General features: G+C 40.3%; 19 protein-coding genes. 7 read left to right on the top strand and 12 right to left on the bottom strand.

Annotation, left to right across the window (positions count from 1 at the left end; all coding sequences use genetic code 11):
* Positions 1–69 precede the first annotated feature (69 nt).
* Positions 70–1,413 (top strand): metalloprotease PmbA, encoded by a 1,344-nt coding sequence (gene pmbA, locus F8B77_RS12190; RefSeq protein ID WP_151655565.1) that lies wholly within the window; start codon positions 70–72, stop codon positions 1,411–1,413.
* Positions 1,414–1,492: 79 nt separating this feature from the next.
* Here the strand turns inward: pmbA and mgtE are convergent, their stop codons facing one another.
* The 12 genes from mgtE to F8B77_RS12130 form a co-directional block, all read right to left on the bottom strand.
* Complete coding sequence (gene mgtE / locus F8B77_RS12185; protein WP_151655534.1) at positions 1,493–2,848, bottom strand: magnesium transporter; 1,356 nt, start codon at positions 2,846–2,848, stop codon at positions 1,493–1,495.
* 150 nt (positions 2,849–2,998) lie between these two features.
* A complete protein-coding gene (locus tag F8B77_RS12180; protein ID WP_130046924.1) occupies positions 2,999–3,277 on the bottom strand; it encodes an HPr family phosphocarrier protein in 279 nt (92 codons plus the stop codon).
* Positions 3,278–3,279: 2 nt separating this feature from the next.
* Positions 3,280–4,134, bottom strand: a complete 855-nt coding sequence (gene rapZ, locus F8B77_RS12175) for an RNase adapter RapZ (RefSeq protein ID WP_151655533.1) — start codon at positions 4,132–4,134, stop codon at positions 3,280–3,282.
* A 19-nt stretch (positions 4,135–4,153) separates the two neighbouring features.
* A complete protein-coding gene (ptsN, locus tag F8B77_RS12170) occupies positions 4,154–4,597 on the bottom strand; it encodes a PTS IIA-like nitrogen regulatory protein PtsN (protein WP_151655532.1) in 444 nt (147 codons plus the stop codon).
* 1 nt (position 4,598) lies between these two features.
* Complete coding sequence (gene hpf, locus F8B77_RS12165; protein ID WP_151655531.1) at positions 4,599–4,886, bottom strand: ribosome hibernation promoting factor; 288 nt, start codon at positions 4,884–4,886, stop codon at positions 4,599–4,601.
* A gap of 19 nt (positions 4,887–4,905) precedes the next feature.
* Complete coding sequence (locus F8B77_RS12160; protein WP_425277989.1) at positions 4,906–6,333, bottom strand: RNA polymerase factor sigma-54; 1,428 nt, start codon at positions 6,331–6,333, stop codon at positions 4,906–4,908.
* Positions 6,334–6,399: 66 nt separating this feature from the next.
* A complete protein-coding gene (gene lptB, locus F8B77_RS12155) occupies positions 6,400–7,125 on the bottom strand; it encodes an LPS export ABC transporter ATP-binding protein (RefSeq protein WP_130044394.1) in 726 nt (241 codons plus the stop codon).
* A 2-nt stretch (positions 7,126–7,127) separates the two neighbouring features.
* Entirely contained in the window at positions 7,128–7,625 is a 498-nt protein-coding gene (gene lptA / locus F8B77_RS12150; protein WP_151655529.1) for a lipopolysaccharide transport periplasmic protein LptA, read from the bottom strand.
* Positions 7,606–8,133: an LPS export ABC transporter periplasmic protein LptC gene (gene lptC / locus F8B77_RS12145; protein WP_244298257.1), complete on the bottom strand. Its 528-nt coding sequence runs from the start codon at positions 8,131–8,133 to the stop codon at positions 7,606–7,608. Before lptC ends, lptA begins: the two co-directional genes overlap by 20 nt.
* 32 nt (positions 8,134–8,165) lie before the next feature.
* A complete protein-coding gene (gene kdsC / locus F8B77_RS12140) occupies positions 8,166–8,726 on the bottom strand; it encodes a 3-deoxy-manno-octulosonate-8-phosphatase KdsC (RefSeq protein ID WP_151655527.1) in 561 nt (186 codons plus the stop codon).
* Positions 8,726–9,700: an arabinose-5-phosphate isomerase KdsD gene (kdsD, locus tag F8B77_RS12135; RefSeq protein ID WP_151655526.1), complete on the bottom strand. Its 975-nt coding sequence runs from the start codon at positions 9,698–9,700 to the stop codon at positions 8,726–8,728. The genes kdsC and kdsD overlap by 1 nt, the downstream gene beginning before the upstream one ends.
* 199 nt (positions 9,701–9,899) lie before the next feature.
* The gene (locus F8B77_RS12130; protein ID WP_151655525.1) at positions 9,900–10,868 is read right to left on the bottom strand and encodes a calcium/sodium antiporter; all 969 of its coding nucleotides are present in this window, start codon (positions 10,866–10,868) and stop codon (positions 9,900–9,902) included.
* Positions 10,869–11,067: 199 nt separating this feature from the next.
* Between F8B77_RS12130 and mlaF the strand changes: the two genes are divergently transcribed.
* From mlaF to ibaG, 6 genes are read left to right on the top strand one after another with little or no spacing between them, the layout of a single operon-like run.
* Entirely contained in the window at positions 11,068–11,874 is an 807-nt protein-coding gene (gene mlaF / locus F8B77_RS12125; RefSeq protein ID WP_167512817.1) for a phospholipid ABC transporter ATP-binding protein MlaF, read from the top strand.
* Positions 11,867–12,661 carry a lipid asymmetry maintenance ABC transporter permease subunit MlaE gene (gene mlaE, locus F8B77_RS12120; protein WP_151655523.1) on the top strand — a complete coding sequence of 265 codons (795 nt, stop codon included), beginning with the start codon at positions 11,867–11,869 and terminating at the stop codon, positions 12,659–12,661. Before mlaF ends, mlaE begins: the two co-directional genes overlap by 8 nt.
* Before the next feature lie 2 nt (positions 12,662–12,663).
* A complete protein-coding gene (mlaD, locus tag F8B77_RS12115) occupies positions 12,664–13,158 on the top strand; it encodes an outer membrane lipid asymmetry maintenance protein MlaD (protein WP_130044386.1) in 495 nt (164 codons plus the stop codon).
* Complete coding sequence (gene mlaC / locus F8B77_RS12110) at positions 13,158–13,799, top strand: phospholipid-binding protein MlaC (RefSeq protein WP_130044385.1); 642 nt, start codon at positions 13,158–13,160, stop codon at positions 13,797–13,799. Before mlaD ends, mlaC begins: the two co-directional genes overlap by 1 nt.
* Complete coding sequence (locus F8B77_RS12105; protein ID WP_130046914.1) at positions 13,799–14,119, top strand: STAS domain-containing protein; 321 nt, start codon at positions 13,799–13,801, stop codon at positions 14,117–14,119. Before mlaC ends, F8B77_RS12105 begins: the two co-directional genes overlap by 1 nt.
* A complete protein-coding gene (gene ibaG, locus F8B77_RS12100) occupies positions 14,119–14,376 on the top strand; it encodes a BolA family iron metabolism protein IbaG (protein ID WP_122036590.1) in 258 nt (85 codons plus the stop codon). The genes F8B77_RS12105 and ibaG overlap by 1 nt, the downstream gene beginning before the upstream one ends.
* The last annotated feature ends 1 nt before the right edge of the window (position 14,377 follow it).

Genomic DNA, 14,377 nt, shown 5'->3' with positions numbered 1-14,377 from the left:
GAGAATTGGGCGCAAATTTATCACATAGAGTGTTATTCTAGTAAAAATGTATATATTCAGTCTGATGTTATGGATGCAAAAGCCCAAATGATGAATCAAAAAATAGAACTTGAAGCAGCAGTAGCCAAAGCGCTAGAAATGGCGACAAAGCACGCAAGCGCTGCAGAAGTAGCAATCACTAAAACGACAGGTATTAGCGTATCAACTTTAATGGGAGAGGTTGAAAACGTTGAATTTAATCGTGATGGTGCATTAGGTATTACCGTTTATCGTGGTCACCGTAAAGGCAGTGCATCGACGTCTGATCTTAGTGATAAAGCGATTCAGCAGACGGTTGCGGCAGCGCTAGATATTGCAAACTATACGTCTGAAGACCCATTTTCTGGACCTGCGCCAAAAGAGCTAATGGCTCAAAATATTCCTGATTTAGATTTGTTTCATCCAGACGACCCTGAGCCGGATTATGCAGCACAAAAAGCTATTGAAGCAGAACAAGCAGCATTAGAGTACCACTCTTCAATTAAACAGAGTGATGGCGCAAGTTACGATAGCCACTATGGTATTAAGGTCTATGGTAATAGCCATGGCATGTTAGCAAGTTACCCATCAAGCCGTCATAGCATCAGTTGTAGTGTGATTGGTGTCGATAAAAATGGTGACATGGAACGCGATTATAGCTATACCGTAGCTCGTCATCGTGATGATTTATGGGATGCGAAAAAGGTTGGTTTAGAAGCTGCTGAACGTACAGTGAGTCGTTTAGATGCTAAAAAGCTAGAGACGATGAGAGTTCCTGTTATGTTTGCAGCAGATGTTGCGACAGGCTTATTAGGACATCTTGTTATGGCGATCAGTGGTGCTAACTTATATCGTAAATCGACGTTTATGCTTGATAAGCTAAATGAGAAGATTTTGCCTGAATGGTTTAATGTGAGTGAGCGCCCACATATTCTAAAAGGATTAGCAAGTAGCCCGTTTGATAGCGAAGGTCTATATACGCAAGATCGTGAGATTATTACTGATGGTGTGCTAGCAACGTATTTATTAACAAGTTATGCGGCACGAAAATTACATATGACGCCAACAGGTCACGCTGGTGGTATCCATAACTGGTTTGTTAAATCTACAGGGCAAAGCTTCGAGCAAATGCTAAAAACCATGGGCACTGGCCTTTTAGTGACAGAGCTTATGGGGCAAGGTGTTAATACAGTAACAGGTGATTACTCTCGTGGTGCGGCGGGTTTCTGGGTTGAGAATGGTGAGATCCAATATCCAGTTTCTGAAATTACCATTGCAGGTAACCTTGCTGATATGTACCACAATATTGTTGCTGTAGGTAATGATGTAGAAACACGTTCACAAATTCAAACCGGTTCTATCTTAATTGAATCAATGAAAATTGCTGGTCAGTAGTCGTAACACAAATAAATTATAAACAAAAAAGCGCGCAATCATTAAATGAGAGCGCGCTTTTTAATAAGGATTGTTCGAACTACATTAAAATAGTAGCCAAACCTAGGAAAGCAAATAGGCCGATAACATCGGTAATGGTGGTTAATGCCATACCACCAGCTAAGGCAGGATCGATATTCATCTTTTTAAGAATTAAAGGAATCGATACGCCAGCAACTCCGGCAATGGTCAAGTTAACTAACATGGCTGCGGAGATAATCGCGCCAAGCATGATATCGCCTTTCCAAACCATCACAATACCACCAATAATCGCAGCCCAAAGAACACCATTAAGTACCCCAATTCCAGCTTCCTTCATCAGCAGTTCTTTTTTGTTACTGTCACCAATATGACCAACCGCAAGACCTCGAATAACCAGAGCAACGGTTTGGTTACCTGCTACTCCACCCATTGAAGGTACAATGGTCATAAGTACAGCGATGGATGCCATTTGCGCTAAAGTGGCTTCAAACATATTTGAAACAGAAGCAGCCGCAAGGGCCGCAAGTACATTCATACCGAGCCAAACACTACGACGGCGAGCTGACTTTACTACGGGTGCAAAGGTGTCTTCTTCGTCATCCATACCGGCCATGCTCATCATTGAGTGTTCGGCATCTTCACGAATAACATCGACAACGTCATCAATAGTAATGCGGCCTAAAAGTAGGCTATTTTCATCAACCACGGGTGCCGATATCCAATTACGACGTTCAAATAAGTTAGCCACTTCGCCATCGTCGGTATTTACTGGGATCGCTTCATCGGCATCATCCATTACATCGCTAACCAGGACATCAGGTTGTGCAGTAAGAATGGTGGTTAAGGATAAGTGGCCAATTAAACGGCTTTCTTCATCCAATACATACAGAGCATCGGTTGCTTCTGGCAATTCGCCTTTCATGCGAAGATAGCGAAGGACAACATCGATCTCTACATCAGCACGAATGGTAATGAAGTCGGTATTCATCATACCGCCAGCGGTGTCTTCTGGATAAGATAGAGCGGTTTCAACGCGGAAGCGATCAACCGTATCCATCTGACTTAATACTTCGCGCGAGAGGTCGTTAGGCAAGCTACGAAGAACGTAGGCAACATCATCTGTCTCCATGCCTTCGGTTGCTTCGACGATGCTCTCAAGTGCCATTTGAGAGACGATACCATCTTTTACGCCTTCTGATAGCTCATCAAGGATTTCACCGTAATCTTCAGGATCGGTTAATTGCCATAATACGTTACGGCTTTTTCTGGGCGAGGCTTCTAATAGATGGGCAATATCCTCGGGTTCCATGTCTTGTAATAAACGACGAACATGGACAAACATCCCACTATCAAGCGCATTAGATACTTCTTGAAGAGTTTGATGGGTTTGATCGAAATCTTGAAGCTCTTGCATACTCTCCCCCATAGAAAACCGATTTCTAACTCGAATAATGAGTATAGACAATCTAGATTAGATAATGGGCTGAATAGTAACGCAATTTGGAGAGCGCGATAAGTGAATTTTGTAAGGATTGGGTTAAACAGGTGTTGAGATGAGTATTATCTACTCATCTTCGTCAAAACCCGCTTCAATCAGTTCGCAAATAGCATTGAGTGCTTGCTCAGCATCAGGTCCATCGGCAGAAACATCCACATACTGCCCTTGTGCTGAGTCCAGCATTAGCAGTCCCATGACACCATCAGCGGTTGCCTGTTTTTTCTCGTCATTGGTTAGAGTGATTACTGCATCAAAGCTTTGTGCCATTTCAACTAATTTGATGGCTGCTCTAGCATGTAACCCAAGCCGATTTTTTATCAATAGGTGACGGGATGAAATTGGCATTGTTAGTGCCTCTCTAGTGTTTTATGACGAATTTGCACTTGTTGCCCTTGCTGTTTAAAGTACTCACCAAGCTGCTGGGTTATATAGACAGAACGGTGTTGCCCACCAGTACAACCAATCGCAACGGTTAAATAACTGCGGTTATTTTTTTCTAGTGCGGGTAACCAAGTGGTTAAAAATTGCTGAATTTGTTCTTTAAGTTGAATGACTTCATCATACCCAGCTAGAAAGTCGGCAACGGGTTTATCTAATCCTGTCATTGCTCTTAGGTTTGGTTCCCAATGAGGATTAGGTAAAAATCGGACATCAAAAACATAATCCGCATCGGTGGGTAAGCCGTGCTTAAAGCCAAAAGATTCAAACACCATAACTAATTCTTTTGATTCTCGACCTAGAATACGGGAACGTAAAGTTTCACTTAAGTCATGAATGGATTTAGTCGTGGTATCAAGAACCAAATCAGCACCTTCTTTAAAGTTACATAGAATATTTTTTTCTAATGCGACGGCTTGCTCTAGTGAACATTGTTCGCCAGTTAAAGAGAGTGGATGCAAGCGACGAGTTTCACTATAACGCTTAATCAATTCTTTATTTTCAGCGTCTAAGAAAACGACAGTTACATCATGATTTTTTTTCAGTTCAGTTAAGGTATTGGTCAGTAATAGCGGATCTTTTGGTAGATTTCGAATATCGATGCTTACGGCCACATTTTGAGTGGTGTGTTGAATGGACTCGACAAACTGAGTAAGAAGATCAATAGGGAGGTTATCGACACAATAATACCCTAAATCTTCTAATACTCGAAGTGCAACGGATTTACCCGCACCAGAGTTACCACTAACTACCATGAGTTTCATTATGTGACCTTTGCGTATATTAAGATGTGAAAATTTGATATAGGTCTTGATCACTCTCGGCATGACGAAGTTGACGTAAGACGTGCTTATCATTGAGTTTTTCAGCAACACAAGAGAGTGTTTGTAGGTGAAATTTACATTGCTCATCAGGGACAAGTAAGGCAAAGAGTACATCGACAGGACGATTATCTATGGCATCAAATTCGATCGGTTCTTGGCACTGAAGTAAGACAGCAACGGCATTATCACAGTTAAAAATTCGACCGTGTGGAATGGCAATACCATTGCCAATTCCTGTACTGCCCATTTTTTCTCGACTGAGTAAACTTTCGAATAACTCTTGAGGGTTTTGCCCAATTTTGGGTGCCGCAATTTCACTAATAAGTTCTAATGCGCGTTTTTTACTTGAGCATTGGACTGCGCTTTTAGTGCAGTCCAATGAAAGAATGGTGCTTAATTGCATGTTAATGACTACTTAGTTTTTCTTTATGTTTATTGAGCTGGCGAACGAGTTTGTCCACCAAACCATCAATAGCGGCATACATATCTTCTGCGTCAGAATGGGCGTGTATGTCACCTTGATTTACATGAAGTGTTGCTTCAGCTACATGCAGTACTTTTTCTAATTTTAGTACAACATGGGCATGGTTAATGTGTTCAAAAAAGCGTTCGAGTTTTTGGAATTTGGTATCGACATACTCACGAAGGCTATCGGTTAGTTCGACGTTTTGACCTGTGATGTTTATTTGCATAACACTTCCTTTCTGTTAATTAAAGTAAACGCTTACGCTGATTCGATGGGGCAATACCTAGTGATTCACGATATTTAGCTATGGTGCGTCGTGCTACTTGGATACCTTGTTCAGCTAATAAGGTTGCGATTTTACTGTCACTTAACGGTTTGGCTTGATTCTCAGCCGCGACCAACTTTTTCACTAGTGCTCGAATAGCGGTAGATGAACACTCACCCCCATTATCCGTACTAACATGACTAGAGAAGAAATATTTTAATTCAAAAATACCACGAGGGGTATGCATGAATTTTTGTGTTGTTACACGAGATATCGTTGATTCGTGCATTTCAACGTCTAAAGCGATGTCATTGAGTACCATTGGCTTCATCGCTTCTTCACCATATTCGAAGAAATCTTGTTGATGTTCAACTATACAACGCGCAACTTTGAGCAGCGTCTCGTTTCTGCTCTCTAAGCTTTTAATTAACCACTTTGCCTCTTGCAAATTGGTTCGAATGAATTGTCCGTCAGGACTGTTACCTAATCCTTTACCTAATGCGGCATATTCTGCATTTACTTTTAGGCGAGGTATGCTGTCTGGGTTAATCGTCACAACCCATTTGCCATTATGTTTAAAGACTGAAACGTCAGGAATAACGTATTCTGTGTCAGTATCAATAACTCGATTTCCAGGCCTAGGATCAAGTTCATGAATTAGCATCATGACTTGTTTTAAGTCAGTCTCTTTAAGCTTAGTCTCTTTTGCTAATTGTCGGTAGTCACGATTGCCTAATAGATTAATGTAATTGGTTAAGATCAATCTTGTTTCTTGAAGCCAAGGTGTATCCGCTGGATAAGTGGCAAGTTGTAACATTAAGCATTCAGCAAGATCGCGTGAAGCTACGCCTAATGGATCAAATTGTTGAATGCGTTTTAATACGACCTCAACCTCATCCATTTCAACATCATCATTACCAAGGCTTTCTAATACGTCATCAAGACTGATGGTTAAATAACCATAGTCATCTAATGATTCAATAATGGTGGTTGCAATAGTACGGTCAATATCACTGAAAGGGGTCAAATCCGCCTGCCACATTAAATAGTCTTGCAGGCTTTCAGTCGTTTCACCCTGATATAATGGCGTATCATCATCAATAGCTAACCCTGTACTGCCACTGTTAGCGCTATATACATCATCCCAGCTCGCATCCATTTCAAGCTCTTCTGAAATATTATTGCTTTCAATAACATCGCTACTGTCAGTAATAGGATCTTCTTGTTCTGCACTTGCAGTTTCTTTTTCAGGCGTTGGCTCTGGAGATAATAAACTTTCAGGCGTACTTAATTGCTCTTCTTCAACATCAAGGAGAGGATTAGAGTCGAGAGCTTCTTGAATCTCTTGCTGTAGGTCAAGGGTCGACAATTGTAATAATCGTATTGCTTGCTGTAACTGAGGCGTCATAGCAAGTTGTTGGCCCATTTTTAACTGAAGAGATGCTTTCATTATATAGTGATACCTTTATATAAATTACAACTTAAACTGATCACCAAGATAAACGCGTTTAACGTGTTCATCATTTAATACATGGTCAGGAGTCCCATTGGCAATCATGTGGCCTTGGCTTACGATATAAGCGTGCTCACATACATCAAGTGTTTCACGAACGTTATGGTCTGTAATTAACACTCCTAAACCGCGATCTCGTAAATGTTGAATGATTTTTTTGATATCAATTACAGAAATAGGATCGACACCAGCAAAAGGTTCATCAAGTAGAATGAACTTTGGATTTGCAGCTAGTGCGCGCGCAATTTCAACTCGACGACGTTCACCACCTGAAAGCGCCATACCATTACTGTTACGAATATGCTGAATGTTGAACTCATCTAATAGCTCTTCAAGCTTATCTAAGCGCTCTGCTTTTGATAAATCTTTACGGGTTTGCAGAACAGCCATAATATTATCAAAAACAGACAGTTTTCTAAAAATAGAGGCTTCTTGAGGTAGGTAACCTATGCCCATTTTTGATCTGTTATGCATTGGCTGTAATGAAATATCAACACCATCGATAGTGATAGAGCCTTCATCACGAGAGACAAGACCTACGATCATATAGAAAGAGGTCGTTTTACCTGCGCCATTTGGTCCAAGTAAACCCACAATCTTTCCTGATTCAACCGTCAAGCTCACATCGGTAACCACTTTACGGCTGCCGTATGTTTTTGCGAGGTTTTTTGCTTCTAAAATGGCCATAATTATTTTTTATTCAATTGGCTAGGCTGAAGTATGGTAGTAACTCGTTCATTTTTACCACCATCAGCAATTAATTTTTGAGTCTTCATATTATAGGTAATTACTTTACCTTTAATGATGCTGTCGTCTTGAGTTAATTCAGCGTTATTCGTCATTTTTAGAAATTCTTTTTCTAATTCATAACGCAATTTATCAGCTTTACCTCTTAAGGTTTTACCGTCATCTGTTAGCTGACTAAAACGAGCGGGTTTACCATAAGCTTCTAATATTTCACGACCTTCTTGTCCTTGAGGGCGGATAACGATAAGTTTATCAGCAAAAATTTCAATACTGCCTTGCTTTAAGGTTACATCACCAATAAATGTCACTTGATTACTTTGCATATCAAAGTCTTGTGAATTTGAATTAATGTGAATTGGTTGCTCTGTGTCGCTGCTTAATGCCCAGCTTGGAGAGCTTAACAATAAGCCAGCAAGTAGACTAACGTGTGAAAGCTTCATAGATACCTTGTACATTTTTTAATAGGGTCGTTTGTTGGCTAGTAAAGTTACCTTTCATACCTACGCCTGTTGTTTCAAACGTTGGGCCAACTAAGTTAACGACATCTTCTGTCGAAAAATCCTTGGTGGAAAGTTCTATTGTTATGCTATCGGTTGTCATTGTGTCAAATGCTGCGCCAGGCAGTAAATTTTTCACAATGACATTACCGCTTAAATAGAGCTCATGTTTTTTATTTAGGACACCAATATCAGAAATTACTTCCCACTCTTTTAATTCGCCATCTTTAAAAACAAAAAGGTGCGGGGTTGTAAAATTAGTTTCACCAGTTTTAGCAAAACGCTCCAAGGCTTTTGCATCGATTTGGTAATTACGAACACCACTTTCGTCATAGTTATTATTGCTAATGTCTCTGCCTGTAAAGACAGGAACTTGTTGATCTGGCGCTATTTGCTGATTATTTTGAGCGTATTCGTAATACAAGTAATACCCTGACCAGCTGGAGATCATCAATAATATTGCCATGAAAAAGTGTTTCAAGGTCATATGCTTAAACCTTTATGTTGCTCAAGTTCGCCTTTGGCTTCTAGGATAAGATCACTGACTTCGCGAACTGCACCATGGCCTCCCTTAATGGTGGTCACATAATTTGCACGTTGTACGAGTAGTGGATGCCCATCAGAGACGCAAACTTTTAACGCGACCTTTTCCATTACTGGCCAGTCAATAAGATCATCACCAATATACCCAGTATGCTCAGGCGCGACATTGAGTTTAGTTAAAATATCTTGATAGGCTTGCAGTTTATTATCTTGTCCTTGATAAATTAGTTTAATACCAAGGGCCGTCATACGGTTTTCTACAATTTTAGAATTGCGTCCTGTGATGATGGCGATTTCTACGCCCGCAGACATTAATGATTTAACACCGTAGCCATCGCGAGTATGGAAGGTCTTTAACTCTTCACCATCATTACCCATATAAACTAGGCCGTCAGAAAAAACGCCATCCACATCGCAGATAAGTAATTTAATGTCTTTTGCAATATTAAACACGGTTTCGTCGACATTACCGTAGAGTGTTGAAATGAACTTAGTCGACATTACATTACCCCCGCTTTTAGTAAATCGTGCATATTAAGTGCTCCGACTAAACGATGGTTTTCATCGCATAACAGTAGGCCATTAATTTTCTTATCTTGCATTAAGTTGAGGCCTTCAACTGCCAGCAGGTTTGGATTTGCAACGGCTGGAGAGTGTGTCATCACCTCACCAATTGTTTGGGTGTGAATATCAACTCGATTATCCAATAAACGACGTAAATCACCATCAGTAAAAATACCAATGACTTTTTGTTCGTTATCAACAATGGCTGTCATCCCTAATCCTTTTTCAGACACTTCAAGCAGTGCTGTTTTAATTAGAGCGTCTTTGGTTACCATTGGCAGCTCATCATCTTTGTGCATGATATCAGACAATAATAGCAGTAATTTACGGCCAAGTGCCCCACCAGGGTGAGATAAGGCAAAATCATCCGCAGTAAATCCTCTTGCTTGCAGCAGAGCGACAGCAAAAGCATCACCCATAGCAAGAGTTGCTGTGGTGCTTGACGTTGGTGCTAACCCTAAAGGACATGCTTCTTGAGGTACGGTAATCTGTAAGTTTACATCGGCTACTTTTGCCATGCTTGAATCAGGGTTACCTGTCATGGTGATTAATGTAATACCAAGGCGTTTAATAACCGGTAATAGCGCTAAAATTTCACCCGCTTCACCTGAATTTGAAATGGCAATTACTACATCGCCTTTTTCTATCATCCCCAAGTCTCCATGGCTGGCTTCACCTGGGTGCACAAAGAAAGAGGAGGTGCCTGTACTTGCTAATGTTGCTGCAATTTTATTACCAATGTGGCCCGATTTCCCCATGCCCATTACAACTACTTTACGCTTACATTCCAACATTAATTGGCATGCTTTAGCAAAATCATTATTAATGTAGTTGTTCAGTTGAGTGAGTGCATCTATTTCAATTTGAAGTACATTTTTTCCTGCGGTGCAGAAATCAAACTGAGTTGCCATCGGAGTACCACCTTTATTTTGGTTATAACAGATGTATGATTTGGATGAGTAGCGTATACAATTATTATGCCATATACCAGAGGTAGTTCAAGCTAGTGGGGATGGTTATGAGGATGAATAAATGAAATGTGTATGGGTTGTTAATTAATAACGTGTTTTTACTAATTCACAACCCTATATTTTTTAAATGAGAGTACGCTTATATCGTGTAAAAAAGGTAACCTTGATATACCAAGAAGCATGTCACTAACACACCGCCTTCAATTCGGTTAATACTACGACTCTTACCTAATGCCATAAATAGCAATAAAACAGAAACGCCCATCATGACATAAAAATCACGACTCATTAAATCAGGGCTAATTGCTGATGGGTTGATAAGTGCTGGTAGCCCCATAACCGCAAGAATATTGAAGACGTTTGAGCCGATAATATTACCTGCGGCCATGTCATCTTCACCTTTTAATACACCCGCGACAGACGCAGCCAGTTCAGGAAGGCTTGTGCCTAATGCAATAATCGTCAAGCCGATCACTAGATCACTCATGCCAAAGAATTTAGCAATAACAACGGCATTATCAATCAGCATGTTTGCACCAACGGGTAGCAAAATAAGCCCAACGACAACCCAAAATAAGGCAATTTTATTATCTACGCCTTCAGGAATTTCAGACTCTTGCTCTTCGAGGAGGATATCCCCATTTTGCTGTTCGCTTTTACTGATATAGAGCATTGCGATAATGAAAACAGCAAAAAGCGCAATCAGTAACACACCTTCGTAAAAGCCAAGGTAGTTGTTATACATGATAGCCCCAGCAAGCAAGGTTACAATCAGCATGAGAGGTAATTCTCGGCGGATAATGCCAGAACTAATCGCAAGCGGTTTAATTAATGCAGTAATACCTAAAATTAACGCAATGTTCGCAATGTTAGAACCTATTACATTACCTACTGCAGTATCTGTTTTACCATCTAATGCCGCTGCGGCTGATACCATCATTTCTGGTGCGGATGAGCCCATAGCCAAGATAGTCATACCAATCACAAGAGGAGAGATACCGTAGTTTTTCGCTAATGCAGCAGAACCAAATACCAGTTTATCAGCGCCCCAAACGAGCAGAGAGAGGCCGACAATAAGAAGTAGAGTTGGCATGAGCAGCTCTGTCATTGTGTTAATTTCCTTTTTTAGAAGATATTTTATAGTTGAGGGGAACAATTTTGACGCTTATCTGACAAAAAGGAAAGAGAAAAGGACACCTTTACTTAGGGATTCTCGCAAGAATGTTGAAAAAAGAAATAGAATCGGTAACTTAACGTATACTTATGCAGGTGTTGTTAGAAAGTGATTTTAAATGAATTATATTGATATGGATAACGAAACAACCTTAATAAAAGTAGAAAACCTCACTTTTAAACGTAGTGAGCGAGTGATTTTTGATGGCATTAGTTTGTCTGTCCCAAAAGGAAAAATCACCGCCATTATGGGGCCGTCAGGGATAGGTAAAACGACACTATTACGATTGATTGGTGGGCAGATTTTACCTGAGTCTGGAGATATTCATTTTGAAGAGTGGAATATTCCTAAACTAGGCAGAAAGGCGCTTTACTTAGCTCGAAAAAAAATGGGGATGCTATTTCAATCAGGGGCACTTTTTACTGATATGAGTGTGTTTGATAACGTCGCTTTTCCATTACGAGAGCACACTCGATTACCAGAAAAGCTTATACGTACTTTAGTGCTATTAAAGCTCGAAGCTGTAGGGTTGCGCGGTGCTTCTGATTTAATGCCGAGTGAGTTATCGGGTGGTATGGCCCGTCGTGCAGCATTAGCTCGCGCGATTGCATTAGATCCTGATTTAATTATGTATGACGAACCTTTTGTTGGCCAAGATCCTATAACCATGGGGGTCTTGGTTGATTTGATCCGTAATTTAAATGATGCATTAGGTTTGACATCAGTGGTGGTCTCTCATGATGTACCAGAAGTCATGAGTATTGCGGATTATGTTTATTTATTAGCAAATGGAAAAGTCATCGCTCAAGGCTCGCCAAAAGAATTAGAAGAGAACCCAGACCCTCAAGTACGGCAGTTTTTGGATGGACGATCTGATGGCCCTGTTCCTTTTCGATTCCCAGCCAAACCATTAAATGAGGTGTTATTTTCTCATGAGTAACTTTTCTCTTATCGCATCTATCGAGCAACTTGGTAAGCGTTCTTTATCGGTTTGTGAAGCATTTGGGCGTGCGACGTTCATGTTATTAGGCGCTTTGATTTCAAAACCTCAACCCCTCAAAATGTTTCCATTGCTATTAACGCAGCTGTATTCAGTTGGGGTTCGCTCTTTAGTTATTATTGTCGTCTCTGGCTTATTTATCGGAATGGTTATCAGTTTACAAGGCTACATTATCTTGGTTGATTACGGTGCTGAGACTAGCTTGGGACAGCTTGTCTCTTTATCACTATTAAGAGAGCTAGGGCCTGTGGTTACGGCATTATTATTTGCAGGGCGCGCTGGCTCTGCTTTAACCGCAGAAATTGGGTTAATGAAAACCACCGAGCAACTCTCAAGTATGGAAATGATGGCGATTGATCCTCTACGCCGTGTTATTGCACCGAGATTATGGGCTGGAATTATCTCAATGCCATTACTTGCAATGATCTTTATGGCGGTAGGAATATGGGGCGGTCAAATTGTCGGTGTTGAATGGAAAGGGATTGATTATGGTAGCTTTTGGTCATTAATGCAGTCATCAGTTGATGTGCGTTATGACATCGTAAACAGTTTAATTAAGTGTGTGGTGTTTGCGTTTATAGTTACGTGGATTGCCTTATTTAATGGTTATGATGCGACGCCAACGTCTGAGGGTATTTCGCTGGCAACAACACGAACGGTAGTGCATTCGTCACTGGCGGTATTAGGAATTGATTTTGTGCTGACAGCACTGATGTTTGGGAATTAATTATGCAACAGACACGTAAAGTAGAATTTTTTGTTGGCCTTTTTGTATTAGCCGGAATGGCAGCGTTACTCATGCTATTACTTAAAGTTGCGGATGTTCGAAGTGGTGGCAGTGGTGAGTATTATACGCTAAATGCTCAGTTCGATAATATTGGCAGTTTAAAGTCACGCTCGCCTATAAAAGTTGGTGGTGTTGTGGTTGGGCGTGTAGAAGGCATCACGCTAGATACTGAAAGTTATTTACCAATAGTAAGCATGGAGATCGATAAACAATTTGGTTCTTTTCCTGAAACCTCTGCGGCACAAATTTTAACCTCAGGATTAATTGGTGAACAATACATAGGCATAGTACCTGGCTTTATTGATGAAGACATTGATATGCTTGGAGACGGTGATTATATAGAAGACACTAAATCGGCTTTAGTTCTAGAAGATATGATAGGCCAAGTGCTGTATAGCATTGGTGGTGATTCGTCAGAGAAAAGTGAGAATGAGTAATGAAACAGTGGATTAGCCTATTTGCCCTTATAGTAAGTTTATTTACAGGTACAGTTCAGGCTCAAGATATCGATAAAACAAAACCATACGAAATGATGGCTCAGGTATCTGAAATGACGTTTGCACGCTTGAAAGCAGAGCAAGCTGCGATTCAGTCTGATCCTAACGTATTAAAAACGGTGGTTGATGAAGAGTTAATGCCATACGTCAATGTGAGATATGCCGCTTATAAGTTATTAGGCACTCATTTAAAGAAAACCTCACCAGAAGAACGTGCTGAGTTTGTTACTGCGTTTCGTGATTATTTAGTGTCATCTTATGCTCAAGTATTAACGCTATATACAAACCAACAAATTGTATTAGAAAAAGCGAAAAAAATACCTGAGGGTAAAAGAATTATCAGCGTTCGTGTTGATATTTTAGATTCTGCTCGCCCAACGGTAAAAGTGGATTTTAAACTGCGTAAGAATAAGAAAACGGGAGAGTGGCAGGCATTTGATATGGTTGCCGAAGGCGTCAGTCTTTTATCCACCAAACAGTCAGAGTGGAATGGTAAAATTCGCAAAGAAGGCATTAGCTCAGTAAGTAAAGAATTGGCTTCTTTAGCGCAGCAACCTATTCGCCTAGAAGGCAGTAAATAATGCTAATGATGGACTTATGTGAGACGAAAATAGATGAAATTCATCTAAATGGAGCCCTTGATCGTGAGACTGTGCCGAATATTTGGAAAGAATTGACAGAATGGAAACCTAAATCAACACAAGTAAAGGTAGACTTAGGTCACGTTAATCGCATTGACTCAGCAGGGGTAGTATTACTTTTACACCTAATAGAGCATGCAAAAAATCAAAACTGTCATATAATGCTAGCTTTCGTCCCTGATCAGCTCATTACATTAATTCAATTAAGTAATGTGGAATCATTGTTTGCTGATCACTTAATAACGCAAAAGGTAGAGTAATGGAAAGCGCCGAGATTAAAGAATTATTAGACGCAGCACTTCAACTTCAAGAGATTCACGTTAAAGGTGAAGGAAGCCATTTTGAAGTTATTGCTGTGGATGAATCGTTCAATGGAATGAGCCGAGTTAAAAAACAACAAACCATCTACGGACCTTTGATGGAACACATCTCAACAAATACCATTCACGCTCTATCAATAAAAGCGTTTACTCCGGAAGAGTGGGCACGAGATAAAAAATTAAATAGCTTATTCTAAG

Source organism: Aliivibrio finisterrensis, assembly GCF_008933155.1.
In the GTDB taxonomy this organism is placed as follows: domain Bacteria; phylum Pseudomonadota; class Gammaproteobacteria; order Enterobacterales; family Vibrionaceae; genus Aliivibrio; species Aliivibrio finisterrensis.
Note: the sequence above shows the minus strand (reverse complement) of the source record. Positions and strands in the feature narration are given on the sequence as shown.